The organism is Streptomyces sp. NPDC101151, assembly GCF_044768335.1.
Lineage (GTDB): Bacteria > Actinomycetota > Actinomycetes > Streptomycetales > Streptomycetaceae > Streptomyces.
This window is the reverse complement of record NZ_JBIWPP010000011.1, coordinates 1-24,057: the sequence shown is the minus strand read 5'-3', so window position 1 is coordinate 24,057 and position 24,057 is coordinate 1. Positions and strand designations below refer to the sequence as shown.

The following is a 24,057-nucleotide window of genomic DNA, read 5'->3' as shown; positions in this document are numbered from 1 at the left end:
GCTGGAGGGGAGACGGGGGGGAGGGCGTGGGGGGCGCTCGGCGGGCCGGAGGGTGGGTTGGGCGGGCACTCGGCGGGCCAGAGAGTGGGCGAGGCGGGCACTCGGCGGGCCGGAGGGGGCGGGATGGTCGCTCGGCGAGCCGGAGGGGGTGGGGTTGGCGTAGGTGGGGGGTGGACGCGCCTCTCGGGTTACCGAGTCGGATGGGGCGATCGGGGTCCGGGGCGGAGCCCGAGGACGAGGAGCACCACCCAGCCCACCGAGTCGGGTGGGCGGGTGGTCAGAACGGGGCGCAGCCCCGAAACCAGGGCCACCACCCAGCCCACCGAGTCGGGCGGGTGGGTGGGCAGAACGGGGCGCAGCCCCGAAACCAGGGCCACCACCCAGCCCACCGAGACGGGCGGGTGGGTGGGCAAAATGCGGCATATCCCCCACCCACCCGCATCTCCCCGGAGGGCAGAGCTGCGGATCCGCCCCCCTCACCACATCGTGGTGGTATGACCACACCGCAGGATCTGCTGATCGTCGCCCTTGATGTCCCGTCCAGCCGGCCCGTCGGCCAGGGGGACCTCTCGCTCGCCCTGGCCGGAGCCGAGCTCCTCGACCTCCTCGACGCCCAGGCCGTCACCCTGGAGGACGATCGCCTCGTACCCTCCGCCGAGCGCGTCACCGGCGATCGTCTGCTGGACCGGGCGGGTGCCCAGCTCCTCAGGCAGGCACCGTACGAGACGGTCGAGGACTGGCTGTGGCGCAGAGGACGCGGGCTCGCCGCGGCATACGCCGACGCGATGAAGGAGGAAGAACGGGGCGGCGGAAAATCCCGTCACTGGCTCCCCCGCCGAGGCGACCGCACCGCACCGGCCGACACACCGGCCCGCCGCCACGCGCGCGACCGCTGGGCCTCGCACGAGCCCGTCCTCGTCGCTCTGGCTGCAGCCCTGGGCATCCAGGACTCGCCGCCGGCCGAACGAACGGCCCACGCCGCGACCGGCGAGGACAGGGTGGAGACCGTGCTGGCCGCGGTCGGCGACGCCCTGACGGAGCTCGAAGCCGTACGGCAGCGCCGGCGCATCGAGGACGACGCCTTCGACAACGTCTGGCGTGCCCCCTGACCGTCCTGACGGTCCCCGGCTACCGCGTCGGCTGTCCGATACCCAGCAGGTTGCCCTCGCTGTCCCGGAACCAGGCGGCACGCTCCCCGCGCGCTCCCTTGCTCGGGTAGTTGCCCTCGATCTCGGCGATGCCGTCCCGGGTGCGGAATCCGGGGGCGTCCACGTCCTCGAACGCCACACCTCGCCGCCTGAGCTCCCTGACGACCGCGTCGAGGTCGTCCACCTCGAACGCCATCTGGGTGAAGCTGCCGGGCGAGGTCCCGGTGGACCGGAACACCACGAAGTCCACGTTTCCGCACCGGTACAGCAGCCCGCCGGGACGCTCGTCGACGGGCTCCAGACCGAGCTGCTCGGCGTAGAAGCGCCTGGCCCGGTCCAGGTCCCCGGCGGGCAGTCGTGTCGCCACGCGGGACCGGGACAGGGGGCTGCGGTTCGTTTCCATGCCTCCACTCTGCCCCGTGACCGGGGCAGAGTGGCTCGTCCGGCTACTCCGCCGGCTCGACGCCCGCCCGCAGCAGGCCGTACGTGTAGGCGTCCTCCAGTGCCTGCCAGGAGGCGGCGATGACGTTCTCCGCCACGCCGACCGTGGACCACTCGCCCGAGCCGTCGGAGGTGGAGATCAGGACGCGGGTGGTGGACGAGGTGCCGTGCACGCCCTCCAGGATGCGGACCTTGTAGTCCACCAGGTCCAGCTTGGCCAGCTGCGGGTAGATCTTCTCCAGGGCCACGCGCAGCGCCCGGTCCAGGGCGTTGACCGGGCCGTTGCCCTCCGCGGTGGCGACGATCCGCTCGCTCTTGGCCCAGAGTTTGACCGTGGCCTCGTTGGCGTGGGTGCCGTCGGGGCGGTCCTCGACGATGGCCCGCCAGGACTCGACCTCGAAGTACTTCAGGGGCTTGCCCTCGACCTCGGCGCGCAGCAGCAGCTCGAAGGAGGCGTCGGCGGCCTCGTAGGTGTAGCCCTTGAGCTCGCGTTCCTTCACCCGCTCGACCACCCGGCCGACCAGTTCCCGGTCGCCGCCCAGGTCGACGCCGAGTTCCTTGCCCTTCAGCTCGACCGAGGCGCGGCCCGCCATGTCGGAGACCAGCATGCGCATGGTGTTGCCGACCTGCTCGGGGTCGATGTGCTGGTAGAGGTCCGGGTCGACCTTGATGGCGGAGGCGTGCAGGCCCGCCTTGTGCGCGAAGGCCGAGACGCCCACGTACGGCTGGTGGGTCGAGGGCGTGAGGTTGACGACCTCGGCGATGGCGTGGGAGATGCGGGTCATCTCGCGCAGGCGGCCTTCAGGCAGCACCTTCTTGCCGTACTTCAGCTCCAGGGCGGCGACCACCGGGAAGAGGTTGGCGTTGCCGACGCGCTCGCCGTAACCGTTGGCCGTGCACTGCACGTGGGTCGCGCCGGCGTCCACCGCGGCCAGGGTGTTCGCGACCGCGCAGCCGGTGTCGTCCTGGGCGTGGATGCCGAGCCGGGCGCCTGTGTCGGCGAGGACCGTGGAGACGACCGCCTGGACCTGGGCGGGGAGCATGCCGCCGTTGGTGTCGCAAAGGATGACGACGTCCGCGCCGGCCTCCGAGGCCGTGCGGACGACCGCCTTCGCGTATTCCGGGTTCGCGCGGTAGCCGTCGAAGAAGTGCTCGCAGTCCACGAACACCTGGCGGCCCTGCTCACGCAGGTAGGACACGGTGTCCCGGACCATGTCCAGGTTCTCGTCGAGCGTGGTGCGCAGGGCCAGCTCCACGTGCCGGTCGTGCGACTTCGCGACCAGGGTGATCACCGGGGCACCCGAGTCCAGGAGCGCCCTGACCTGCGGGTCGTCGGCGGCTTTCCCGCCGGCGCGGCGGGTGGCGCCGAAGGCGACCAGCCGGGCGTGGCGGAAGTCGATCTCCTGCTGGGCCCGGGCGAAGAACTCGGTGTCCCGCGGGTTCGCGCCGGGCCAGCCGCCCTCGATGAAGCCGACGCCGAAGTCGTCCAGGTGCCGTGCGATGGCGAGCTTGTCCGCGACGGTGAGGTTGATGCCCTCGCGCTGCGCGCCGTCGCGCAGCGTGGTGTCGAAGACGTGGAACGAGTCGTCGAGCTCGCTGGTTGCCGTCTCGGTCATGGTCTCAAGGCTCCTGATTGTGGATCTTCGGTCTTACCGGAATGACCGGCTCCACCGTCCCCCCAATAGTCCCTCGCGCTCCGCTCCCGGCTGTAGGTGGGCCGGAAAACGAAAAAACCCCTCGCGGGTGCGAGAGGTCTGCGCGCGGGTCGAGGACGACGGTGGCCACCCGTACCTGGTCGTACGTGTGGTCACTGCGGACCGGCGCGCCTGCTGCCAATAATCATGGCGAACGAGAGCACGACGGCAGTGTCGCACAGTGCTGTCCCCGGCTCACCGACCGTCTCAGGATGCGGTCGTCAGGCGTCCGGCGTGAGGAGTGTCTCCCCCAGGAACTCCCGGACGTGCGCGATCACTTGGTCCCGGTCCGTGCCGCGCAGACCGATGGCGACATGGATGGAGAAGCCGTCCAGCAGGGCGCGCAGCCGGGCGGCGAAGCGGTCGGCGTCGACCGGGCGGAACTCGCCGCGCGAGATGCCCTCGGCGATCAGGGCGACCAGATCGCGGTGCCAGGCGCCCTCGATGGCGGCCTGCCGCTCGCGGGCGTCGCCATCGGCGTTCTGCGAGCGGTTCCAGACCTCCAGCCAGAGCGTCCAGTGCGGGTCGCGGTGGCCGTCGGGGACGTACAGGTCGACGTACGCCTCCAGGCGCTCCCGGGCGGAGCCCGGGCGGGTGAGCAGGCGGCTGCGCTCGGCGCCCAGCCTTCCCTCGCTCCACTCCAGGGTCTGCAGCAGCAGCTCGTCCTTGGAGCGGAAGTAGTACAGCAGATGGCCGCTGCTCATCCCGACCTCGCGGCCGAGCCCCGCCATGGTGAGTTTCTCCAGGCCGCGCTCGGCGATCATGTCCATGGCGGCGACAAGAACCTCCTCGCGCGGCGGCGCGTTCCTGCGCGCACGGGCCGCACCGGCCATCTGCTGCTCCTGTGTGTCAGACCTTCGGCTGCTGCTGGGTGATGCAGTGGATGCCACCACCACCGGAGAAGATCGTACGGGCGTCCACCAGGGTCACCGTCCGCTCCGGGAAGAGGCGGCGGAAGATCCCGGCGGCGATCTCGTCGCGCGGGTCGTCGAAGCCGCAGAGCACGACCCCGCCGTTGCAGAGGTAGTGGTTGATGTAGGAGTAGTCGGCCCAGTGGCCGTCGGCCTCCAGGACGGTCGGGGCGGGCACCTCGACCACTTCCAGGCAGCGGCCGCGGGCGTCGGTCGCCGACCTCAGGATGCCGAGGACCTCCTTGGTGACCTCGTGGTCGGGGTGGGCCGGGTCCGGCTGGTGGTGGGCGACGACCACACCGGGGCGGGCGAAGGCGGCGACGATGTCGACGTGCCCGAGGGTGCCGAAGCCGTAGGGCGGGTAGTCGCCGGTGAGGCCGCGCGGCAGCCAGATGGCCTTGCTGGTGCCGAGGTGGGCGTGGATCTCCGCCTCGACCTGTTCGCGGGTCCAGTGCGGGTTGCGCTCGGGGCCGAGCTGGACCGTCTCGGTGAGCAGCACGGTGCCCTCGCCGTCGACGTGGATCGCGCCGCCCTCGTTGACCAGCTTCGAGGCGTACGTCCTCGCGCCCGCGAGGTCCGAGACGTACGCGCCGATCTTCGAGTCGTGCTCCCAGCGGGCCCAGTCCTGGGCGCCCCAGCCGTTGAACGTCCAGTCCACGGCCGCCAGTTCGCCCTCGCCGTTGGTCAGGAAGGTGGGGCCGATGTCCCGCATCCAGGCGTCGTCGAGGTCGCGCTCGACGGTGTCGATGTCCGGGCCGAGCAGCGCCTGGGCCTCCATGGCCTGGCCAAGGCCGCACACGACGGTCACCGGTTCGAAGCGGCGCACGGCCCGGGCGACCGACGCCCAGGCGATGCGGGAGGCGGCCAGGTCCTCGGGTTCGTCGAAGGTGGGGTTGGGGCCCGGCCACGCCATCCAGGTGCGCTCGTGCGGGGTCCACTCGGCAGGCATGCGGAAGCCGTCGGCGGCGGGGGTGGTCATGTCGCGGGTCCTTAGAGGAAGTAGAGGCGGTTGAGGGAGACGGATTCGGCGGGCTCGGAGCGCAGCGGGTCGCCGTCGAGGGTGACGAGACCGGTGCGCTGGTCGACGTCGACCGCTCCGATGCGCGCGTTCAGGCGCAGGTCGGCGGGGCCGATGCCCCGGGTGCCGCGCACGGCGACCCTGCGGCGCCGGGTGGGCATCGTGTCGCCCCCCTGGTCGACGGCTGCCCGGGCGACGAAGGCGACGGAGATCTCGGCGGGTGTGGCGCCGTGCGCCCCGAACTGCGGGCCCAGTACGAGGGGTTCGCAGGTGTCGGTGGCGGCGTTGGGGTCGCCGGTCACGCCGTAGGCGGGGAAGCCGGACTTGAGGACGAGCTGCGGCTTGGCGCCGAAGTACTCCGGGCGCCACAGCACGATGTCGGCCATCTTGCCGGTCTCGATCGAGCCGACCTCGTGGGACAGGCCGTGCGCGATGGCGGGGTTGATGGTCAGCTTGGCCATGTAGCGCAGGACACGGGCGTTGTCGTCGCCCTCGCCGTCGCCCGCCATCGGGCCCAGTTCGGCCTTCATCTTCCCGGCCATGGCGAAGGTGCGGCGGACCGTCTCGCCGGCGCGGCCCATGCCCTGCGCGTCGGAGGAGGTGATGCCGATCGCGCCCAGGTCGTGCAGCACGTCCTCGGCGCCCATGGTGCCGGCGCGGATGCGGTCGCGGGCCATCGCGGCGTCGCCGGGCAGGTCGGTCTTCAGGTCGTGGACGGAGACGATCATGCCGTAGTGCTCGGCGACCGCGTCCCGCCCGAAGGGCAGGGTGGGGTTGGTGGAGGAGCCGATGACGTTCGGCACGCCGGCCATCTTGAGCACGTTGGGGACGTGTCCGCCGCCGCAGCCCTCGATGTGGAAGGCGTGGATCGTGCGGCCGTCGAGGACGCGCAGGGTGTCCTCGACCGAGAGGCACTCGTTCAGCCCGTCGCTGTGCAGGGCGACCTGGACGTCGTGCTCCTCGGCGACCCGCAGCGCGGTGTCCAGGGCGCGGGTGTGGGCGCCCATGTCCTCGTGCACCTTGAAGCCCGAGGCGCCGCCCTCGGCGAGAGCCTCCACGAGCGGGGCGTGGTGGGACGACGAACCCCGCCCCAGGAAGCCGATGTTGACCGGCCAGGCATCGAAGGCGCCGAAGGCGTGCTTGAGTGCCCACGGCGAATTGACACCCACGCCCCACACCGGGCCGAACTCCTGACCGATGATCGTGGTCACGCCGGAGGCGAGGGAGGCCTCCATGATCCGCGGCGACAGCAGGTGCACGTGGGTGTCGACGGCGCCCGCGGTGGCGATGAGGCCCTCGCCGGAGACGATCGATGTGCCGGTGCCGACGACGACGTCCACCCCGTCGAGGGTGTCCGGGTTCCCGGCCCGCCCGATCGCGCAGATCCGGCCCTCGCGGATACCGATGGACACCTTGCGGATGCCCTGCGCCGCGTCGATCACGACGACGTTGCTGATCACCACGTCGCAGGTCTCGCGGACGGCGGCGGCCTTGAGGTGCAGTCCGTCGCGGGCGGTCTTGCCGAACCCGGCGAGGAACTCGTCGCCGTGCTTCTGGGCGTCCGACTCCACCCGGATCACCAGCCCCGAATCACCAAGGCGCACACGGTCACCGGCGCGGGGTCCGTGGGTGGCGGCGTAGGCGTGCGGGTCGATGTGCGTCGACCGGCTCACCTCGCGTCCCTTCGAGCGGCTCATCACTGGCCTCCTTCCGGCGTGACTCCCAGATATCCGCAGGCTGCGGCCCTGCGCAGGGCCTCTTCCTTCGCTCCGGGCGCATCCAGCGCCCCGTCGACCAGACCGGCGAAGCCGATGGCGATCCGCTCGCCGCCGATCGGTAGAAGCCCGACCTCCTCGCTCTCCCCCGGGCCGAACCGCACCGAGGATCCGGCGGGTACGGCGAGCCGCATGCCGTAGGCCTCCGCCCGGGTGAAGTCCAGCCGCGGGTTGGCCTCGAAGAAGTGGAAGTGGGAGGTGACGGAGACCGGCACGGTCGCGGTGTTGGTGACCGTGAGCCGGACGGCCGGCTCGGGCTCGGCGTGCTCGGGGCCGGGCAGCAGCGCGCCCGGACCGTCCTCGCCCGAGCCGGCGCCGATGGGGTCGGAGACCACGGCGAGCCGGGAGCCGTCGTCGAAGACTGCCTCGACGTGCACCTCGGTGACGACGTCGGCGACGCCCGGCAGCACGTCCTCGGGACCGAGGACCGACCGGGCCGCTTCGATGGCCTCCGCGAGCCGTCGGCCGTCCCGCGCGGCCTCGCAGACCGTGTCCGCGATCAGCGCGGTGGCCTCCGGCACATTGAGCCGCAGACCGCGCGCCCGGCGGGCCCGGGCCAGCTCTGCTGCCCCGAAGAGCAGCAGCCGGTCACGTTCCGTGGGGGTCAGTCTCACGACGCGGCACCTCCTTGCCTTCCCTATGTTTGAGCATCACTCTAAACGCACTATTCATGAAACTGAAGCATTGACCGACGGCCTCGGTTCACGTCACATTGAACGTCGCTCAAACTGACAGAGGCGGCCGTCGAAGGAGACCCAGCCATGCCGATCGAACAGCGCGGTGTCGACACCATCCCGGACGAGGAACGGACCAGTGGTCCACGGGACCTGGTCTCGATCCTGCTCGGCTCCAACCTCTGCCTCGGGGTGATCATCTTCGGCTGGCTGCCGCCGTCCTTCGGGCTCGGCTGGTGGGCGTCGGTGAGCTCGGTCGTGGCGGGCACGGTGATCGGCACACTGTTCACCGCCCCGCTGGCGCTGGTCTCCCTGCGCACCGCGACCAACCTCTCCACCTCCTCCGGCGCCCAGTTCGGCGTACGGGGCCGGCTGGTCGGCTCGGTCGTCGGCCTGCTGCTGGCCCTCGGCTACACCGCCCTGACCGTGTGGATCGGCGGCGACGTGATGCTGGGCGTGCTCGGCCGGCTGTTCGGGCTGCCCGCGGACGGCCTGTCGTACGCCGCCGTGTACGGGCTGCTCGCGGCCGCGACGGTCGCGGGCGCGGTGTACGGCTACCGGGTGCTGCTCGCCATGTCCCGGGTGCTGGCGTTCGGCATGACCGCCCTGCTGGTCCTCGGGGTCTTCGCCTACGCCCCGCACTTCACCACCTCGGCGCTGCCGGGGGCGGGCGGCTATCTGCTGGGCTCCTTCTGGCCGACCTGGTTCCTGGCGGCGGTGGCGGCAGGACTGTCAGGTCCGATCGCCTTCATCACCCTGCTCGGCGACTACACCCGCTACATCTCCCCCGCCCGGCACTCCGGCCGCCGCGTTCTGCACGCCACCTGGCTGGGGCTGATCCTCGGCCTGCTGGTGCCCCAGCTGTTCGGCACCTTCACGGCGTACGCGGCCCGCGCCACCACCGACTACGCGGGCCCCCTGGTGTCCGCCTCCCCCGCCTGGTACCTGGTCCCGCTGCTGCTGTCCGCCTCCGCGGGCTCGGTCGGCAACGCCGGCCTGATGCTGTACTCCATGGGCCTGGACCTGGACGCCATCCTGCCCCGGGCCTCCCGTGCCCGTGCCACCTGCACGGTCGCCGTCGTGGCAACGGTCTGCGTCTTCGTCGGCCACTACGCCTGGGACGCCCAGTCCGCGATGACGTCCTTCGTACTGCTGCTCACCGCCATCGGCACACCGTGGGCGGTCATCACCCTCATCGGCTTCGCCCGCTGTCGCGCCGTGTACGACGCCGACGCCCTGCAGGTCTTCAACCGCCGTTCGCGGGGCGGGATCTACTGGTACCGGGCCGGCTGGAACATCCGGGCCACCGTGTCCTGGGCCGCCGGCGCCGCGGTCGGCCTGCTGGCCGTGTCCCTGCCGTCGTACGAGGGCCCGCTGCTGACGCTCACCGGCGGGGTGGACTGCAGCTTCCTGCTGTCGGGTGCCGTCGGCGGGCTGGTGTACCTGCTGCTGACCCTCGCCCCGGAACGCGGCAGGGCCGCCGCGGACGTGGAGTCCGGGGCGGCCCTGAGCATGAGCGGGGAGCGCTCCTAGCCCAGCTTGTGCATCCAGCCGTGCTTGTCCTCGGCGGTGCCGCGCTGGATGTCGAGGAGGGCCTGGCGCAGGCGCAGCGTGACCTCGCCGGGCTCTCCGCCGCCCTGCTTCCACTCGGCGCTCGCCCGCTTGACGGTGCCGACCGGGGTGATCACGGCCGCGGTGCCGCAGGCGAAGACCTCGGTGAGGGTGCCGTTCTCGGAGTCGCGCTGCCACTGCTCGACGGAGACGCGGCCCTCCTGGGACTCGTAGCCGAGGTCACGGGCGACGGCCAGCAGGGAGTCACGGGTGACGCCCTCCAGGATCGAGCCGGTCAGGGCCGGCGTGACGATCACCGGCTTTTCATCGGACGCGCCGCCGTACACGAAGTACAGGTTCATCCCGCCGAGTTCCTCGACCCACTGGTGGTCGACCGCGTCGAGGTAGCAGACCTGGTCGCAGCCCTTGGCGGCCGCCTCGGCCTGGGCGAGCAGGGAGGCCGCGTAGTTGCCGCCGGTCTTCGCGTCGCCCATGCCACCGGGGACGGCGCGGACACGGTCCTCGGAGACCCAGATCGACACCGGCTTCACGCCGCCGGGGAAGTAGGCACCGGCCGGAGAGGCGATGACGATGAAGAGGTACTCGTTGGCGGGCTTGACGCCGAGCCCGACCTCGGTGGCGATCATGAACGGGCGCAGGTAGAGGGACTCCTCGCCGCCGTGCGCGGGCACCCAGTCCCGGTCCTGCTGGACCAGGACGTCACAGGCCTCGACGAACGTCTCGACGGGCAGCTCCGGCATGGCCAGGCGGCGCGCGGAACGCTGGAAACGCTTGGCGTTCTGGTCCGGGCGGAAGGTGGCGACCGAGCCGTCGGGCTGCCGGTAGGCCTTCAGGCCCTCGAAGATCTCCTGGGCGTAGTGAAGGACGTTGGTGGCCGGGTCGAGCGGGATCGGCGCGTACGGAACGAGCTGGCCGTCGTGCCAGCCGCGGCCCTCGGTCCACTTGATCGTCACCATGTGGTCGGTGAAGTGGCGGCCGAATCCGGGGCCCTCCAGGATCGCCTCGCGCTCCGCGGCGGCGAGTGGATGGGCGGAGGGCTTGAGCTCGATCGTGGGCGTCGTCATGAGTGGGTGTCCTTCACCGGTTGTAGTGTCGGGCCGCGCTCACGCCCATACTGCCAGTCGTCAGTGCTAGGACGTCCGAGCTTTCCCTCATACCGCGGCTCCGCGTTCGATTATCGCGCGGGGCTCCCGACGGAAGGAATCGGGGTGAAATCGGCCCAGGGTCGATGGTGGCACCCGGCGACCGCAAAGGAAAAGCCGCCGGGTGCGGATGCGACCCGGCGGCTTCGAAACGATGTCGAGCGACGCGGCGGGTCAGCCGGCTACTCGTACGGCGAGAGCGTCGCCGATCTCGGAGGTGCCGCGGGCGGGCTTGCCGCCGCGCTCGGCGAGGTCGGCGGCGACCGCCCTGTCGATGCGGTCGGCCTCGGCGTCGTAACCGAGGTGGCGCAGCAGCAGGGCGACGGACAGGACCGTGGCGGTGGGGTCCGCCTTGCCCTGACCGGCGATGTCCGGGGCCGAGCCGTGGACCGGCTCGAACATGGACGGGAACTCACCACCGGGGTTGATGTTGCCGGAGGCGGCCACACCGATGCCGCCGGAGACGGCCGCGGCGAGGTCGGTGATGATGTCGCCGAAGAGGTTGTCGGTGACGATCACGTCGAACCGCTCGGGCTGGGTCACCAGGAAGATGGTGGCCGCGTCGACGTGGATGTAGTCGGTGGTGACCTCGGGGTACTCCGCGGCCACCTTGTTGAAGATGTTCGTCCACAGGTGCCCGGCGAAGGTCAGCACGTTGTTCTTGTGGACCAGCGTGAGCTTCTTGCGCGGGCGGGCCTGGGCGCGCTCGAAGGCGTCGCGGACCACACGCTCGACACCGAAGGCCGTGTTGACGGAGACCTCGGTGGCGACCTCGTGCTCGGTGCCCTTGCGGATGGTGCCGCCGTTGCCCGTGTAGGGGCCCTCGGTGCCCTCGCGGACGACGACGAAGTCGATCTCCGGCTGGCCGGCCAGCGGGGTCGCGACACCGGGGAGCAGCTTCGAGGGGCGCAGGTTGACGTGGTGGTCCAGGGCGAAGCGGAGCTTGAGCAGGAAGCCGCGCTCGAGAACGCCGGACGGGACGCTCGGGTCGCCGATGGCGCCGAGCAGGATGGCGTCGTGCTTCTTCAGCGCGTCGACATCGGCGTCGGTGAGGGTCTCACCGGTGGCGTGGTAGCGCTTGGCGCCGAAGTCGTAGTCCTTGGTCTCCAGCTTCACATCCTGCGGGAGGACGGCGGAGAGGACCTTGAGGCCTTCGGCCACGACTTCCTGGCCGATGCCGTCACCGGGAATCACTGCGAGATTGATGCTGCGAGACATGTCGGCACCCTACTCCTCGTCCCAGGGGATGACATGCCTTGTCCGCCATACGGACACCCGAACGGGTCGCGGTGTCATCCCGTCGGCTGGCGTTCACCCGGACGTGGCACGGGTGTTGGAGCCCCGTGGAAAGTTCCCCGGCATGGAGACCCCCGACTTCGGCATCCCGCGGCCCCTCGCGGAGCGGATGAGCATGGCCGAACAGTACGAGTACCTGCGCACCCGGCTGGTCCGCCGCCGCACCCTGGTGACCGCGGGCGCGGTGGCGGGCGGCCTGCTGACGGGCTGCTCCTCCGGCTCCGGGGCCACGGCCCGCCCGGCCCCGGCCACCTCGCAGGTGCCCGGCTCGGCGGTCCGCCCGTTCGGCCGCCATCTGGCCTTCGGCGCCGATCCGAAGACGCAGATGCGGGTCTCCTGGCAGGTTCCGTTCGCGGTGCGGCGGCCGTACGTGCGCATCGGGCTGCGCCCCGACGACCTCGGCCGGCGCATCGAGGCCGAGGTGCGCGACCTGCACACGCCCGGGGTGCAGGGGGTGCGGCCGGCGGTCGAGCAGTACTACGTGCACGCGGCCCTGGACCGCCTGCTGCCCGGCACGACGTACTACTACGGCGTCGGCCACGACGGCTGGGACCCGGCCGCGGCCGGCCGGCGCTCCGCCGTCGCCTCCTTCCGCACGGCACCCGCCTCCCCGGAGCGTTTCGTCTTCACGGCCTTCGGCGACCAGGGCGTGGGACGGGCCGCCGACGCCAACGACCACCTGGTGCAGCGCCAGGATCCCGCCTTCCACCTGCACGCGGGCGACATCTGCTACGCGGACGTCAACGGCGCAGGGCAGACCTCGGACGGCTACGACCCGACGTTCTGGGACCAGTTCCTGAAGCAGAACGAGCCGGTCGCGAAGTCGGTGCCGTGGATGGTGACGACCGGCAACCACGACATGGAGGCGTGGTACTCGCCGGACGGCTACGGCGGCCAGCTCGCCCGCTTCGCCCTGCCGGACAACGGCTTCGACCCGCAGGGGACGCCGGGCGTCTACGCGTTCACCTACGGCAACACCGGCTTCGTGGCGCTGGACGCCAACGACGTGTCGTACGAGATCCCCGCCAACCTCGGGCACAGCGGCGGCCGGCAGACCAAGTGGCTGGACGCCAAGCTGGGCGAGCTGCGCGCGGCGAAGGGCGTGGACTTCCTGGTCGTCTTCTTCCACCACTGCGCCTACTCCACCTCGCAGCACGCCTCGGACGGCGGGGTGCGGGCCGAGTGGCTGCCGCTGTTCGCCAGGCACCGGGTGGACCTGGTGATCAACGGGCACAACCACGTCTACGAGCGCACGGACGCGATCCGGGACGGGAAGGTGGGCCGGGCGGTGCCGGTCGGCGGCTCGACCGACCCCGCACGGGACGGGATCGTGTACGTCACCGCGGGCGGCGGCGGCCGGGACCTGTACTCCTTCCCCTCGGGCGTCAAGGACAGCTACGAGGGGAACATCACCCGGCACGACGAGGTGGACACCTTCCACTGGGCCGAGGGCAAGGAGCGCGCGCCGGAGACGGCTCAGTGGTCGCGGGTGCGGTACACCGGCTTCTCGCTCCTCGCGGTGGAGGCGCGGCCGGGTCCGTCACCGCGGCTCATGGTGTCGGCGCTGGCCGAGGACGGGCGGCGGATCGACCACTTCGAGGTGCGGCGCGGCGGCTGAGGCTGCACCGCACCTCGTGGGGGTCCCCCGCTCGGGCGAAGCCCGGAGTGGGGGGTGCGGCTCCCGGCTCGGTGGACGGCTCGGTGGACGGCTCGGTGAACGGTTCGGCGGACCGCTCAGTGGCCGGTCTCGCCGCCGTTGTCACGGCGGTCGAGGGCACGCTGGAGGGCGGCGGCTGCGTTCTTGCGGTCGGACTCGCTGGTGCGGGTCACGTGACGGACTCGGCGGACGGTCGTCTCGGCCATGGGAAATCGACTCCTTCGGCGAACGGAGCGCGGCAAGGGGGTACGAGACGCCGGAGGGGCGGGGAGCGGTGCCACAGGGGTTGCCTGCACGGGGCCCGGCTCACGACCGCCATTCGCTGGATCGAGCGAGACGTTCGGCTCCTACAAAACTAAGGGAGTCCGCCGCAGCTGTCTGCACAATTACTCGGACTTCCTACTATCTGAGACGGCGGATTGGGTCACACCGCCGTGACCTGCGCTCTTTCCGTACGCGGATGGAGGGAGCGCAGCTCCCGCACCAGCGCCCGAACGGCGGTGGTCGCGGCCAGTTCGGGGGTGGTGACGTACCCGACGCAGCGGTACGGACGCTCAGGTCCCAGATCGGTGACCGCCACGGACGGCGGGGCCTCGGCCAGTGAGAGCGCGGGCATGATCGCCATGCCGAGGCCTCTGCCCACCATCGACAGCACCGCTCCGTCGTCCTCCGCCCGCACGGTCGCGGCCGGGATCCAGTCCTGGGCGGCCCACCAGTCGCGGGTGTAGGAGCTGCAGTTCTCCATCCAGTCGACCAGCGGTGGTGGACGGGTTCGAGCGGATCGTCGAGGCGTTCCTGCTGATGCTGCGGGGCGGCAACACGGGGAAGACGCTGATCCGCAAGGCCTGAGGTGCTCTCAGGCGATGTCCCCGTCCCGCCAGTCGAAGACCAGCTCGTGGTCCGGGTCGAGCGGCCGCCCGGTGCGGGCCGGCCGCAGGTGGACGCCCCCTTCCTCCTCCGGGAGATGGACGATCCCGTCGGGCGAGAGGGCGCACACGCGTCCGCTCCACTGCTGCCAGCCCCGGGCCGTGTACAGCGGGGCGCCGTCCGCGCTCGCGGAGAGCGCGCCGAGGTCGTAGGCCCGGTCGACGATCCCCTCCAGCGCCGCCATGACCTGCCCGCCCAGGCCGGTCCGGCGCACATCGGCCCGTACGGCGACGGCCTCCACGTACCCGGTGCGCAGCCAGCGTCCCCGGTGCCGTATCCGCCGCATCACGACCGAGCCGTGCGCGGCCGGCCCGGCGCCGTCGCGGACGAGGGCGTGCATGCCGCCGAGGCTGTGGTCCCAGTCCTCGTCGCCGAAGTCCCCGTCGAACGCCTCGTCCAGGAGGGAGCGGACGGCGCGGAGTTCGGCGGGATCGAGGTCGGCCGTGTGGGCGGTGCGCAGGGGAAGGGGCATGCACCAAGTATCAGCCCGCTGCCCGAACTCGACCGGACCTCGGGTGCGGGTCCGGCTCCGGTCCGGATCTCGCCCCGGTGGCGGGAATTGGAAACGGGCCGGGAAGCCTGCTCCGATGTCAGGCTCCCCGGCCCGTCGCTCGGGGGGAAGGGCCGGTCAGCCCATGTGCGGGTACGTGTAGTCGGTCGGCGCGACCAGCGTCTCCTTGATGGCGCGGGTCAGGGTCCAGCGCAGCAGGTTCTGCGGGGCGCCGGCCTTGTCGTTGGTGCCGGAGGCGCGGCCGCCGCCGAAGGGCTGCTGGCCGACGACGGCGCCGGTCGACTTGTCGTTGATGTAGAAGTTTCCGGCCGCGTAGCGGAGCTTCTCCATCGTGTGGGCGGCCGCGGCACGGTCGTTGGAGATGACCGCACCGGTCAGGGCGTAGTCGGAGACCGACTCCATCTGGGCCAGCATCTCGTCGTACTTGTCGTCCTCGTAGACGTACACACCGAGGACCGGGCCGAAGTACTCCGTCCGGAAGATCTCGTTCTCCGGGTCGGTGGACTCGATGACGGTCGGGCGGACGAAGTAGCCGACCGCGTCGTCGTAGCTGCCGCCCGCGACGATCGTGCAGGTCGGGTCCTGCTTGGCGCGGTCGATCGCGGCCTTGTTCTTGGCGAAGGCACGGTCGTCGATCACGGCGCCGATGAAGTTCGACAGGTCGGTGACGTCACCCATGGTCAGGTAGTCGACCTCGGCCGCGAACTCCTCCTTGAAGCCGGAGTTCCAGATGGAGGCCGGGATGTAGGCGCGGGAGGTCGCGCTGCACTTCTGGCCCTGGTACTCGAAGGCACCGCGGGTCAGGGCGGTCTTCAGGACGGCGCGGTCGGCGCTCGGGTGGGCGACCAGGAAGTCCTTGCCGCCGGTCTCGCCGACCAGACGCGGGTAGGTGCGGTACTTCTCGATGTTGTTGCCGACCGTCTTCCACAGGTACTGGAAGGTCTTGGTCGAGCCGGTGAAGTGGATGCCCGCCAGGTCGCGGTGCTCCAGAGCGACCTTGGAGACCTCGATGCCGTCACCGGTGACGAGGTTGATGACGCCCTTGGGCAGACCGGCCTCCTCCAGCAGCTGCATGAGGAGGACGGCCGCGTGGGTCTGCGTCGGGGACGGCTTCCAGACCACGACGTTGCCCATCAGCGCGGGCGCGGTGGGCAGGTTGCCCGCGATGGCGCTGAAGTTGAAGGGCGTGATCGCGTAGACGAAGCCCTCCAGCGGACGGTGGTCCATGCGGTTCCACACGCCCGGGGAGTTCGCCGGGGGCTGCTCGGCGAGGATCTGGCGGGCGTAGTGGACGTTGAAGCGCCAGAAGTCGACCAGCTCGCAGGGGGAGTCGATCTCGGCCTGCTGGGCGGTCTTGGACTGGCCGAGCATGGTGGAGGCGGCGATGGTCTCGCGCCAGGGGCCGGCCAGCAGCTCGGCGGCGCGCAGGATGATCGCCGCGCGGTCGTCGAAGGACATCGCGCGCCAGGCGGGCGCGGCCGCGAGGGCCGCGTCGACGGCGTCCTGCGCGTCCTGCTGGGTGGCGTTGCGCAGGGTGCCGATGACGGCCTTGTGGTTGTGCGGCTGGACGACCTGGAAGGTCTCGCCGCCGCCCATCCGCTGCTCCCCGCCGATGGTCATCGGCAGGTCGATCGGGTTCTCGGCCAGCTCCTTCAGCCTGGCCTCCAGGCGGGCGCGCTCGGGCGAGCCGGGGGCGTAGCCGTGCACCGGCTCGTTGACGGGGGTGGGGACCTGGGTCACAGCGTCCATGAGATCCGTAACTCCTTGTACGTGAGCGGGTGTTCGGGCTCAGCCCTTGCTGATCATGCTGCGGACGAAGAAGCGCAGGTTGGCCGGCTTCTCGGCCAGGCGGCGCATGAAGTAGCCGTACCAGTCGGTGCCGTAGGCGGTGTAGACGCGCATGCGGTGGCCCTCCGCGGCAAGCCGCAGGTGCTCCTCGCTGCGGATGCCGTAGAGCATCTGGAACTCGTACTCGTCCAGTTTGCGCCCGGCCTGGTGGGCCAGCTCCTGGGCGATGGCGATCAGGCGCGGGTCGTGGGACCCGATCATCGGGTAGCCCTCGCCCTCCATCAGCGTCTTCAGGATGCGCACGTAGGCCTTGTCGATCTCGTGCTTCTGCTGGTACGCGACCTCGGCGGGCTCCTTGTAGGCGCCCTTCACGAGGCGGACACGGCTGCCGGCCGCGGCGAGGCGCCGGGCGTCCGCCTCGGTGCGGAAGAGATAGGCCTGGATGACACAGCCGGTCTGCGGGAAGTCCTTCCGCAGCTCCTCGTGGATGGCGAACATCGAGTCCAGGGTGGTGTGGTCCTCGGCGTCGAGCGTGACGGTCGTACCGATGGCGGCGGCGGCCTCGACGACCGGGCGGACGTTCGCGAGAGCCAGCTCGTGGCCGCCCTCCAGTGCTTGCCCGAACATGGACAGCTTGACGGACATCTCGACCTTCTCGCCCAGCTCCAGGTCGCGCAGCCGCTCGACCAGCTCCAGGTAGGCGTCCCGGGCGGCGGCGGCCTGCTCGGGGGTGGTGATGTCCTCGCCGACGACGTCCATCGTCAGCTCCAGGCCCTTGGTCGTCAGGTCCTTGATGATCGGAACGATGTCGTCCACGGTCTCACCGGGGATGAAGCGGTCCACGACCTGCTTGGTCACCGGGGCGGCCGAGATCAGGCGACGCATCCGGTCGCTGCGCGACGCGGCGAGAATCACGGGACCCAGCACGGGGCACCTCCACAACAAAAGCACCAGAAGACGGCCGCCATCCCACGATTCGGGTACGGCACGGAGAACCACCGTGAAACCTAAGGATCTCTCCGATCGTCGGCCATCGACAGCTGTCACGCATCCGTGCCCTGGATCTCAGACAGATGTATGAAGGCGTCGCGGAAATGCGCGAGAATGCCCGGATGGCGGCCGATACTCCATCCTTCAAAAGCGTGGGTGACTACCAGGAGCTGGTCGACGAGATCTCGGAGCTGCTGGGCGCGCCCGCGACCCTGGAGAACCGTGACTTCGAGCTGATCGCCTTCGGTGCGTACGACAGCGAGGGCGATCTGGATCCCTCGGCGCTGGACCCGGTGCGCACCCGCTCGATCCTGACCCGGCGCTCCACGGCGGCGGTGCGGACCTGGTTCGAGGGCTTCGGCATCACGCGCGCGACGGGACCGGTGCGGATCCCGCCGACACCCGAGGCCGGTGTCTATCGCGGCCGCATCTGCCTGCCGGTACGCCACCGGGGTGTGGTCCTCGGCTACGTCTGGCTCCTGGACGACGATCCCGGCCCGACGGACGCGCAACTGGCCGCCGCCATGCAGGTGACGGGCCGGATCGGCGCGCTGCTCGCCGACGAGGCGCAGGCGGGGGCCGGGCTCGGCCGGGAGCTGCGGGCGGTGCTGGCCGCGGAGCCCGGCTGGCAGCAGGACATGGCGGTGGCCGAACTCCGCACGGCCCTCGGCCCCCGCGCGGCCGCGCCCCACACGCTGGTCTGCGTCGCCCCCTGGCCCTCGGCCGACCCCGACGAGGCCCCGTCCGTCCGCACGGTCCCGCACGCCACGGCGCTGTGCACGGTTCCGTGGGGAGCCACGGCCCAGAGCCTCGCGGTCCTGGTCCGGCTCCGCTCGACGGATGTGGGGACGCCCGCGCTGACGGCGGCCGCACGGTTGCTGAAGGAGGCGGAGGGGGCCCGGGGAGGCGTCGTACGCGCACCTGGAAGCAAGGCGGGGGCCGGCGGGCTCGGCACCGGGGTCGCCGCCGGACTCGGTGAGCCCCGCTCCGGCCTGGCCGAGCTGGGGGCCGTCTGGCAGGAGGCCTCCGCCGCCGCGCGCGCCGCGCTGGCCGAGCCGCGGCTCGGGCCCGTCGCCGAGTGGCGGCGCATCGGGCCGTACCGGCTGCTGACCGCACTGCCGACGGAGGCCGCCCACGACCCCGTGGTGGGCCCGCTCCTCTCCCCCGCCCAGCAGGAGCTTGCCCGCACCGCCGAGGTCTACCTCGACTGCGCGGGCCAGGCCGGCCGCACCGCCGCCGAACTGGGCATCCACCGGCAGACCCTCTACTACCGCCTCTCCCGCGTGGAGCAGCTGACGGGCCTGGACCTGGACGACGGCGAGGACCGTCTGCTGCTGCACATGGCGCTCAAGAGGGCGCGGCTCTAAGGCCCGTCCGGCGGATCATGCCGGACAGTCCCTGACGGGCCCTGCCCGCCGAGCAGGTCGGCCACCGCCGTGATGCCGTCCGTGATCGCGCGCTCGGGGACGTCGCCGAAGCCCAGGACGAGCTGGGGCGGGCCGGGTGCCCGTGACGCGCGGCAGGCGCTCATGCCGTACAGCCCGACGCGCCGGGACCGCGCCTCGGTGAGCACCTGCTCCTCCTCGGTCCCGTCCGGCAGGTGGGCCACCGCGTGGAAGCCCGCGGCCAGGCCCGTCAGCCGTACCTGCGGCGCGTGTGCGGCGAGGGCCGCGACCAGGGCGGTGCGGCGGGCCGCGTACGTCGTGCGCATGCGGCGCAGATGGCGGTCGTAGCGGCCGGACTCGATCAGCAGGGCGAGGGCCAGCTGGTCGAGGGTGGGTGTGCCCCGGTCGGCGATCCGTTTCAGCTCGGTGAGCTGTGGGGTGAGCGCGGGCGGGCTCAGCAGCCAGCCGATGCGCAGGGCGGGTGCGAGGGACTTGCTGACCGTCCCGATGGAGATCACGCGGTCGGCCGCGAGGCCCTGGAGCGCGCCGACCGGCTCCTTGTCGTAGCGGAACTCGGCGTCGTAGTCGTCCTCGATGACGTAGGCGTCGCGTCGCCGTGCCCAGGCGAGAAGCGCGTGCCGGCGCTCCGGCGCGAGGACGACACCGGTCGGCCACTGATGGGCGGGGGTGACGATCACGACGCGCGCTCCGGTCGCGTCCAGGGCCCGTACGTCGATGCCGTGTGCGTCGACCGGGACGGGGACGGGCGTGAGGCCCGCCGTCCGTACCGAGGCGGTGGCGGTGGCGGGGCTCCCGGGGTCCTCGTGGGCCACCGCGCGGACCCCGGTGCGGGCCAGGGCCTGGAGGGCGAGGCCGAGACCCTGGGCGTAGCCGGAGCAGACGAGGGTGTGGCCGGGATCGGCCGCGGCCGCGCGGACCCGGCGGAGATAGGCGGCGACGACCGTACGCAGGGCCCTGCTGCCGCCTGGGTCGCCGTAGCCGAGGTCGGCCGTGGGCATGTGGCGGGCCGCCTCCCGAACCGCCCACAGCCAGTCGGCGCGCGGGAAGGAGGCCAGGTCGGGGACGCCGTGGCGGAAGTCGGCGATCAGGCGCGGGAGTTCGGCGGCCCGTTCGGTGGCGGGCGGCGCCGGGGGCTGTCCGCAGGGCGCCACCCGGGTGGCCGAGCCGACGCGGGTCACCAGGTAGCCCTCGGCCTGCAGTTGGGCGTAGCAGTCCTGGACGAGGCCGCGGGACAGGCCCAGGGCGCGGGCGAGTTCGCGGGAGGAGGGCAGGCGCTCGTCCTCCCGCAGCCGCCCCGTGCGGATCGCGTCGCGCAGCTGGCTCTCCAGCTGCGCGCGCAGCTGTTCGCCGCTGCTCCGGTCCACGGTCAGCAGCAACTCGGGGGACAGACCGGCCCACTTCACAAGCATGAGATTGGAGCTTACCGGGGGGCCGCTCGCCACCTAGCGTCGACGGCATGACGACCCACGCCGACTCCTCTGACCATGAGCTGACTTCGCGTGCCCGGCCACCGTTGCTGACCCGCGCGCTGCTGCTGCGGTTCGTGAGCATGGTCGGCGCCTCGGTGAGCTTCTTCCTGCTGCTGTCGGCGGTGCCCGCGCACGCCGGACGCGGTGGGGCGGGCCTCGCCACCGGCGCGCTGATGCTGTCCACGGTGCTGGGTGAACTGGCCGGACCCTGGATCATCGCCCGGTACGGCACCCGGGGGCCGCTGATGGCCGGGCTGTTCCTGCTCGGTGCGCCCGCGTTGGCGCTGCCCGCCTCCGAGGCCCAGGCCTGGACCGCGGCGGTGTGCCTGGTGCGCGGGCTGGGGTTCGCCCTCACGATCGTCGCGGGCGGCGCCCTGACCGCGGCGCTGATCCCGGCGGAGCGCAGGGGCGAAGGACTGGCCCTCGTCGGAGTGGTCGGGGGTGTGCCGTCGCTCGTCGCCCTGCCCCTGGGCGTGTGGCTGGCCGGGAACGTCGGCTACGGGGCGGTCACCGTGGCCGCGGGCGTGGCGGCACTGGCGACGATCCCCTCGGTGCCGGGGCTGCGGGAGGGTGCGCCGGCGGAGCGCGGGACGACCGGCGGTGGGACGCGGGCACCGGGCCCACGGGCACCGGGTGCCGGGCCGGCGGCCCTCGGCATGATCGCGGCCGTGCGCGTCGCCGGTCTGCGGCGGCCCGCGGTGGTCTTCGCCACCACCGCGCTCGCCGCCGGGATCCTGGTCACCTTTCTGCCGCTGGCCGTGCCGCACGCGTCGGCCGGCGTGGCGACGGCGGCGCTGCTGGCGCAGAGCGCCGCCTCGACCGCGGCCCGTTGGGCGGCCGGGCGGTACGGCGACCGACACGGCTCCGGGCAACTGGTCGCCCCGGGCCTGCTGTTGTCGGCCGCCGGCATGCTCGCCATGGCCGCGACCTCCAGTCCGGTCGCCGTGCTCGTGGGCGCGGTGGTCTTCGGGGCGGGCTTCGGAGTCGCCCAGAACGCCACCCTCGCCGTCATGTACAGCCGTGTCTCCCGCCCCTCGTACGGCACGGTCACCGCGCTGTGGAACCTCGGCTACGACGGGGGCATGGGCGTGGGCGCCGCCGGCTTCGGCCTTCTCGCGGGGCACACGGGGTATGCGTGGGCGTTCGCCCTGACGGCGGTGCTGATGCTGGGCGCACTGGCCCCGGTGGTGCACGACCGGCAGACCGGTCACGGGCGCCGGGCCGACGGGACGGAAGACCCGCGCCGCGCCGACCGGTGAGTCATCGGCGCGGTACCGGCCGAGGCCCGTTCACCGTGTTCCCGCGTCCGAGGCCGGTTTCACGGCCGCTTCGATGACCTGACGCAGGCCCTCGGTGAGGGCATCCCCGTCGGGCGCGGTCCTGGCGTCGAACGTCCACTGCGCGATGAGTCCGGTCATCAGCGTCATATAGAACCTGCCGAGCGTGTCCGCGGTCTCGTCCGTGACGTCCTCCTCCGGCACCCCCGTCAGCAGCGCCACGAGACCGCGCCCGCCCTCGCGCTGGGCACTGGCCAAGTGTTCGCGGACCTCGGGCAGTTCGATCGTCATGACCTCCATGCTGAGCCGCCACACCGAGCCGGGCTCCCGCATGGTGGCGACGATGTTCGACCACACCCAGCGGAAGCGCTCCAGCGAACCGGGCGCACCCTCGATGCCGGGGCCGCGCCCGTCGAAAGCGTCGGACATGTTCTCCACGAGCGCGACGTAGGCCTGCGCGAGCAGCGCGTCCTTCGAACCGTAGTGGTAGCCGATGGAGGCGAGGTTGGTCCCCGACGCCTTCACGATGTCGCGTGCCGTCGTGCGCGCGAAGCCCTTTTCCAGCAGGCAGCGCTTGGCGCCTTCGAGCAGATCCTCACGGTGTCCCATGCGGACCACCCTACCGCCGATCCATACAACCGTCCTAGACGCATGACCTATACAAATGTTCTAGACAAGCGTTTAAGACGCCCGTACAGTCACTGGCATGACGAACTCGACGAGTACGAACGTCCCCGTCGGCGCCGAGAGCGCCCCCGTCCGCGCCGGACGCCGCGAATGGACCGCTCTCGGCGTGCTGATGCTCCCGCTGCTGCTGGTCTCGATGGACGTCTCCGTCCTCTACTTCGCGACCCCCGCGATCAGCGCCGACCTGCGGCCGAGCGGCGCCCAGCAGCTGTGGATCTTCGACATCTACGGCTTCGTCCTGGCCGGCCTGCTGATGACGATGGGATCGCTGGGCGACCGCATCGGCCGCCGCAGGCTCCTGCTGACGGGCGCCGCCGCCTTCGGTGCCGCCTCGCTCCTCGCGGCGTACGCGAACAGCGCCGAGACGCTCATCGCGGCCCGCGCGATCCTCGGCATCGGCGGGGCGACCCTGATGCCGTCCACGATGGCCCTCGTGCGCACGATGTTCACCGACCCGGGCGAGCGGGCGAAGGCGATCGGGCTCTGGTCCGGCGTGATGACCGGCGGCATCGCGCTCGGCTCGGTGATGAGCGGCGTCCTCGTCGAGCACTTCTGGTGGGGCTCGGTCTTCCTGGTCAACCTGCCCGCGATGGCCCTTCTGCTGATCCTCGGCCCGGTCCTGCTCCCCGAGTCGAAGAATCCGAACCCCGGCCGCTTCGACTGGCTGAGCGTCCCGCTGTCGATGGCCGCCGTGCTCCCCGTGGTCTACGGCCTCAAGGAGATCCCCTCCGAGGGCTGGCACCCGCAGTACGTCGTCTCGGTGACGGTCGGTCTGCTCTTCGCCGCGCTCTTCGTCCACCGCCAGCGCACCACGGCCTCCCCGCTGATCCCGCCGGCCCTGCTCCGGGGCCACGGCTTCACCCCGGCGCTGGCCCTGACCCTGGTCTCGGCGTTCGGCATGATGGGCTCGGCCATCTTCACCACGCAGTACCTGCAGTCGGTCCTCGGCAAGAGCCCGCTCCAGGCCGCGCTGTGGAGCCTGCTCCCCTCGGTCCTCATCGGCATCGCCGGCCCGGTCACCGGACAGCTCGTCGCCCGTGGCGCCAACCGCGGCTACGTCGTCGCCACCGGCTTCGCCGTCTCCGCGGCCGGCTACGCGCTCCTCGCCTCCACCGGCACCGACTCCCTGTGGCTGGTCCTGGTGGCCGCCGGTGTCCTCGCCTGCGGAGTCGTCACGGTGATGTCCCAGCTGACGGACCTCGCGCTGAGCACGGCCCCGGTGGAGCGGGCGGGCACGGCCTCCGCGCTCCTGGAGACCGGCACGGAGTTCGGCGGCGCGCTCGGCATGGCGGTCCTCGGCTCCATCGGTACGGCCCTGTACCGCCACGAGATGCCGTCCTCGGCCCCGGCCGAGGCTCACGAAACCCTGGGCGGCGCCCTCGCTACGGCCGCCCAGCTGCCCGGCCGCAGCGGCGAGACCCTGCTCGCCACGGCCCGCGACGCCTTCACCACGGGGATGCACGGGGCGGCGATCGCCGGGGCGGTGGTCCTCGCGGGAGCCGCCGCTGGTGCGGCGGTGACGCTGCGCAGGATCGGGGCGGCCGGCAAGTAGGCCGCACGACAGAGCGCCGGGGGGGGGGGGGATACGCCCCCCCCCCCCCCCCCCGCACCCCAGCCCAAGGGCGCGGGGGGGGGCCCCCCCCCCCCCGGGGGCGCGGGCCGGGGGGCCGAGGC

The 24,057-nt window shown here is 71.9% G+C and carries 20 protein-coding genes and 1 pseudogene; 6 read left to right on the top strand and 15 right to left on the bottom strand.

What is annotated here, in order from left to right:
- Nucleotides 1-494: 494 nt before the first annotated feature.
- The gene (locus tag ACIRU3_RS21650; RefSeq protein WP_404058530.1) at nt 495-1,109 is read left to right on the top strand and encodes a GPP34 family phosphoprotein; all 615 of its coding nucleotides are present in this window, start codon (nt 495-497) and stop codon (nt 1,107-1,109) included.
- A 19-nt stretch (nt 1,110-1,128) separates the two neighbouring features.
- On the opposite strand, the gene ACIRU3_RS21645 is transcribed toward ACIRU3_RS21650, so the two are convergent.
- The 6 genes from ACIRU3_RS21645 to ureA form a co-directional block, all read right to left on the bottom strand.
- Complete coding sequence (locus ACIRU3_RS21645) at nt 1,129-1,551, bottom strand: VOC family protein (protein ID WP_404058528.1); 423 nt, start codon at nt 1,549-1,551, stop codon at nt 1,129-1,131.
- Nucleotides 1,552-1,594: 43 nt separating this feature from the next.
- Nucleotides 1,595-3,205 (bottom strand): citramalate synthase, encoded by a 1,611-nt coding sequence (cimA, locus tag ACIRU3_RS21640; RefSeq protein WP_404058526.1) that lies wholly within the window; start codon nt 3,203-3,205, stop codon nt 1,595-1,597.
- A 299-nt stretch (nt 3,206-3,504) separates the two neighbouring features.
- Nucleotides 3,505-4,116, bottom strand: a complete 612-nt coding sequence (locus tag ACIRU3_RS21635; protein WP_404058524.1) for a TetR/AcrR family transcriptional regulator — start codon at nt 4,114-4,116, stop codon at nt 3,505-3,507.
- A gap of 16 nt (nt 4,117-4,132) precedes the next feature.
- Nucleotides 4,133-5,173: an agmatine/peptidylarginine deiminase gene (locus ACIRU3_RS21630; protein ID WP_404058522.1), complete on the bottom strand. Its 1,041-nt coding sequence runs from the start codon at nt 5,171-5,173 to the stop codon at nt 4,133-4,135.
- 11 nt (nt 5,174-5,184) lie between these two features.
- Nucleotides 5,185-6,909 carry an urease subunit alpha gene (locus tag ACIRU3_RS21625; RefSeq protein WP_404058520.1) on the bottom strand — a complete coding sequence of 575 codons (1,725 nt, stop codon included), beginning with the start codon at nt 6,907-6,909 and terminating at the stop codon, nt 5,185-5,187.
- Entirely contained in the window at nt 6,909-7,601 is a 693-nt protein-coding gene (ureA, locus tag ACIRU3_RS21620) for an urease subunit gamma (protein WP_404058518.1), read from the bottom strand. The genes ACIRU3_RS21625 and ureA overlap by 1 nt, the downstream gene beginning before the upstream one ends.
- A 147-nt stretch (nt 7,602-7,748) precedes the next feature.
- On the opposite strand from ureA, the gene ACIRU3_RS21615 reads away from it, so the two are divergent.
- A complete protein-coding gene (locus tag ACIRU3_RS21615) occupies nt 7,749-9,194 on the top strand; it encodes a cytosine permease (RefSeq protein ID WP_404058516.1) in 1,446 nt (481 codons plus the stop codon).
- Here ACIRU3_RS21615 and ACIRU3_RS21610 read toward each other — a convergent pair.
- Nucleotides 9,191-10,297: a branched-chain amino acid aminotransferase gene (locus ACIRU3_RS21610; RefSeq protein WP_404058514.1), complete on the bottom strand. Its 1,107-nt coding sequence runs from the start codon at nt 10,295-10,297 to the stop codon at nt 9,191-9,193. The genes ACIRU3_RS21615 and ACIRU3_RS21610 overlap by 4 nt on opposite strands.
- A 252-nt stretch (nt 10,298-10,549) precedes the next feature.
- Entirely contained in the window at nt 10,550-11,593 is a 1,044-nt protein-coding gene (locus tag ACIRU3_RS21605) for a 3-isopropylmalate dehydrogenase (RefSeq protein ID WP_404058512.1), read from the bottom strand.
- A gap of 142 nt (nt 11,594-11,735) precedes the next feature.
- Here ACIRU3_RS21605 and ACIRU3_RS21600 point away from each other — a divergent pair, with 142 nt between their 5' ends.
- The gene (locus tag ACIRU3_RS21600) at nt 11,736-13,289 is read left to right on the top strand and encodes a purple acid phosphatase family protein (protein ID WP_404058510.1); all 1,554 of its coding nucleotides are present in this window, start codon (nt 11,736-11,738) and stop codon (nt 13,287-13,289) included.
- Nucleotides 13,290-13,405: 116 nt separating this feature from the next.
- Here ACIRU3_RS21600 and ACIRU3_RS21595 read toward each other — a convergent pair whose 3' ends face one another.
- From ACIRU3_RS21595 to ACIRU3_RS21575, 5 genes and pseudogenes are all read right to left on the bottom strand, one after another.
- Nucleotides 13,406-13,534: a hypothetical protein gene (locus ACIRU3_RS21595; protein ID WP_404058508.1), complete on the bottom strand. Its 129-nt coding sequence runs from the start codon at nt 13,532-13,534 to the stop codon at nt 13,406-13,408.
- A 218-nt stretch (nt 13,535-13,752) separates the two neighbouring features.
- A pseudogene (locus tag ACIRU3_RS21590) lies at nt 13,753-14,097 on the bottom strand (LysR substrate-binding domain-containing protein); the annotation flags it as partial.
- Nucleotides 14,098-14,184: 87 nt separating this feature from the next.
- Entirely contained in the window at nt 14,185-14,727 is a 543-nt protein-coding gene (locus tag ACIRU3_RS21585) for an aminoglycoside 2'-N-acetyltransferase (RefSeq protein WP_404058507.1), read from the bottom strand.
- A gap of 156 nt (nt 14,728-14,883) precedes the next feature.
- Nucleotides 14,884-16,515: an L-glutamate gamma-semialdehyde dehydrogenase gene (pruA, locus tag ACIRU3_RS21580; RefSeq protein ID WP_404058505.1), complete on the bottom strand. Its 1,632-nt coding sequence runs from the start codon at nt 16,513-16,515 to the stop codon at nt 14,884-14,886.
- Between the two features lie 39 nt (nt 16,516-16,554).
- Complete coding sequence (locus tag ACIRU3_RS21575; RefSeq protein WP_404058503.1) at nt 16,555-17,481, bottom strand: proline dehydrogenase family protein; 927 nt, start codon at nt 17,479-17,481, stop codon at nt 16,555-16,557.
- Nucleotides 17,482-17,648: 167 nt separating this feature from the next.
- Between ACIRU3_RS21575 and ACIRU3_RS21570 the strand changes: the two genes are divergently transcribed.
- A complete protein-coding gene (locus ACIRU3_RS21570) occupies nt 17,649-18,911 on the top strand; it encodes a PucR family transcriptional regulator (RefSeq protein WP_404058501.1) in 1,263 nt (420 codons plus the stop codon).
- Here the strand turns inward: ACIRU3_RS21570 and ACIRU3_RS21565 are convergent.
- A complete protein-coding gene (locus ACIRU3_RS21565) occupies nt 18,908-20,359 on the bottom strand; it encodes a PLP-dependent aminotransferase family protein (protein WP_404058499.1) in 1,452 nt (483 codons plus the stop codon). The genes ACIRU3_RS21570 and ACIRU3_RS21565 overlap by 4 nt on opposite strands.
- Before the next feature lie 47 nt (nt 20,360-20,406).
- Here ACIRU3_RS21565 and ACIRU3_RS21560 point away from each other — a divergent pair, with 47 nt between their 5' ends.
- On the top strand, nt 20,407-21,678 hold the full coding sequence (locus ACIRU3_RS21560; protein WP_404058497.1) for an MFS transporter: 1,272 nt from the start codon (nt 20,407-20,409) through the stop codon (nt 21,676-21,678).
- Between the two features lie 30 nt (nt 21,679-21,708).
- Here ACIRU3_RS21560 and ACIRU3_RS21555 read toward each other — a convergent pair whose 3' ends face one another.
- Nucleotides 21,709-22,305, bottom strand: a complete 597-nt coding sequence (locus ACIRU3_RS21555) for a TetR/AcrR family transcriptional regulator (RefSeq protein ID WP_404058495.1) — start codon at nt 22,303-22,305, stop codon at nt 21,709-21,711.
- Nucleotides 22,306-22,402: 97 nt separating this feature from the next.
- Here ACIRU3_RS21555 and ACIRU3_RS21550 point away from each other — a divergent pair, with 97 nt between their 5' ends.
- Complete coding sequence (locus ACIRU3_RS21550) at nt 22,403-23,935, top strand: MFS transporter (protein WP_404058493.1); 1,533 nt, start codon at nt 22,403-22,405, stop codon at nt 23,933-23,935.
- Nucleotides 23,936-24,057: the final 122 nt, after the last annotated feature.

Coding starts and splice junctions, on each gene's coding strand:
- ACIRU3_RS21650 (WP_404058530.1), top strand. CDS start 495: ATGACCACACCGCAGGATCTGCTGATCGTCGCCCTTGATGTCCCGTCC.
- ACIRU3_RS21645 (WP_404058528.1), bottom strand. CDS start 1,551: ATGGAAACGAACCGCAGCCCCCTGTCCCGGTCCCGCGTGGCGACACGA.
- ACIRU3_RS21555 (WP_404058495.1), bottom strand. CDS start 22,305: ATGGGACACCGTGAGGATCTGCTCGAAGGCGCCAAGCGCTGCCTGCTG.
- cimA (WP_404058526.1), bottom strand. CDS start 3,205: ATGACCGAGACGGCAACCAGCGAGCTCGACGACTCGTTCCACGTCTTC.
- pruA (WP_404058505.1), bottom strand. CDS start 16,515: ATGGACGCTGTGACCCAGGTCCCCACCCCCGTCAACGAGCCGGTGCAC.
- ACIRU3_RS21595 (WP_404058508.1), bottom strand. CDS start 13,534: ATGGCCGAGACGACCGTCCGCCGAGTCCGTCACGTGACCCGCACCAGC.
- ACIRU3_RS21610 (WP_404058514.1), bottom strand. CDS start 10,297: ATGACGACGCCCACGATCGAGCTCAAGCCCTCCGCCCATCCACTCGCC.
- ACIRU3_RS21625 (WP_404058520.1), bottom strand. CDS start 6,909: ATGAGCCGCTCGAAGGGACGCGAGGTGAGCCGGTCGACGCACATCGAC.
- ACIRU3_RS21635 (WP_404058524.1), bottom strand. CDS start 4,116: ATGGCCGGTGCGGCCCGTGCGCGCAGGAACGCGCCGCCGCGCGAGGAG.
- ACIRU3_RS21630 (WP_404058522.1), bottom strand. CDS start 5,173: ATGACCACCCCCGCCGCCGACGGCTTCCGCATGCCTGCCGAGTGGACC.
- ACIRU3_RS21570 (WP_404058501.1), top strand. CDS start 17,649: ATGCGCGAGAATGCCCGGATGGCGGCCGATACTCCATCCTTCAAAAGC.
- ACIRU3_RS21550 (WP_404058493.1), top strand. CDS start 22,403: ATGACGAACTCGACGAGTACGAACGTCCCCGTCGGCGCCGAGAGCGCC.
- ACIRU3_RS21585 (WP_404058507.1), bottom strand. CDS start 14,727: ATGCCCCTTCCCCTGCGCACCGCCCACACGGCCGACCTCGATCCCGCC.
- ACIRU3_RS21565 (WP_404058499.1), bottom strand. CDS start 20,359: ATGCTTGTGAAGTGGGCCGGTCTGTCCCCCGAGTTGCTGCTGACCGTG.
- ACIRU3_RS21615 (WP_404058516.1), top strand. CDS start 7,749: ATGCCGATCGAACAGCGCGGTGTCGACACCATCCCGGACGAGGAACGG.
- ACIRU3_RS21605 (WP_404058512.1), bottom strand. CDS start 11,593: ATGTCTCGCAGCATCAATCTCGCAGTGATTCCCGGTGACGGCATCGGC.
- ACIRU3_RS21600 (WP_404058510.1), top strand. CDS start 11,736: ATGGAGACCCCCGACTTCGGCATCCCGCGGCCCCTCGCGGAGCGGATG.
- ACIRU3_RS21560 (WP_404058497.1), top strand. CDS start 20,407: ATGACGACCCACGCCGACTCCTCTGACCATGAGCTGACTTCGCGTGCC.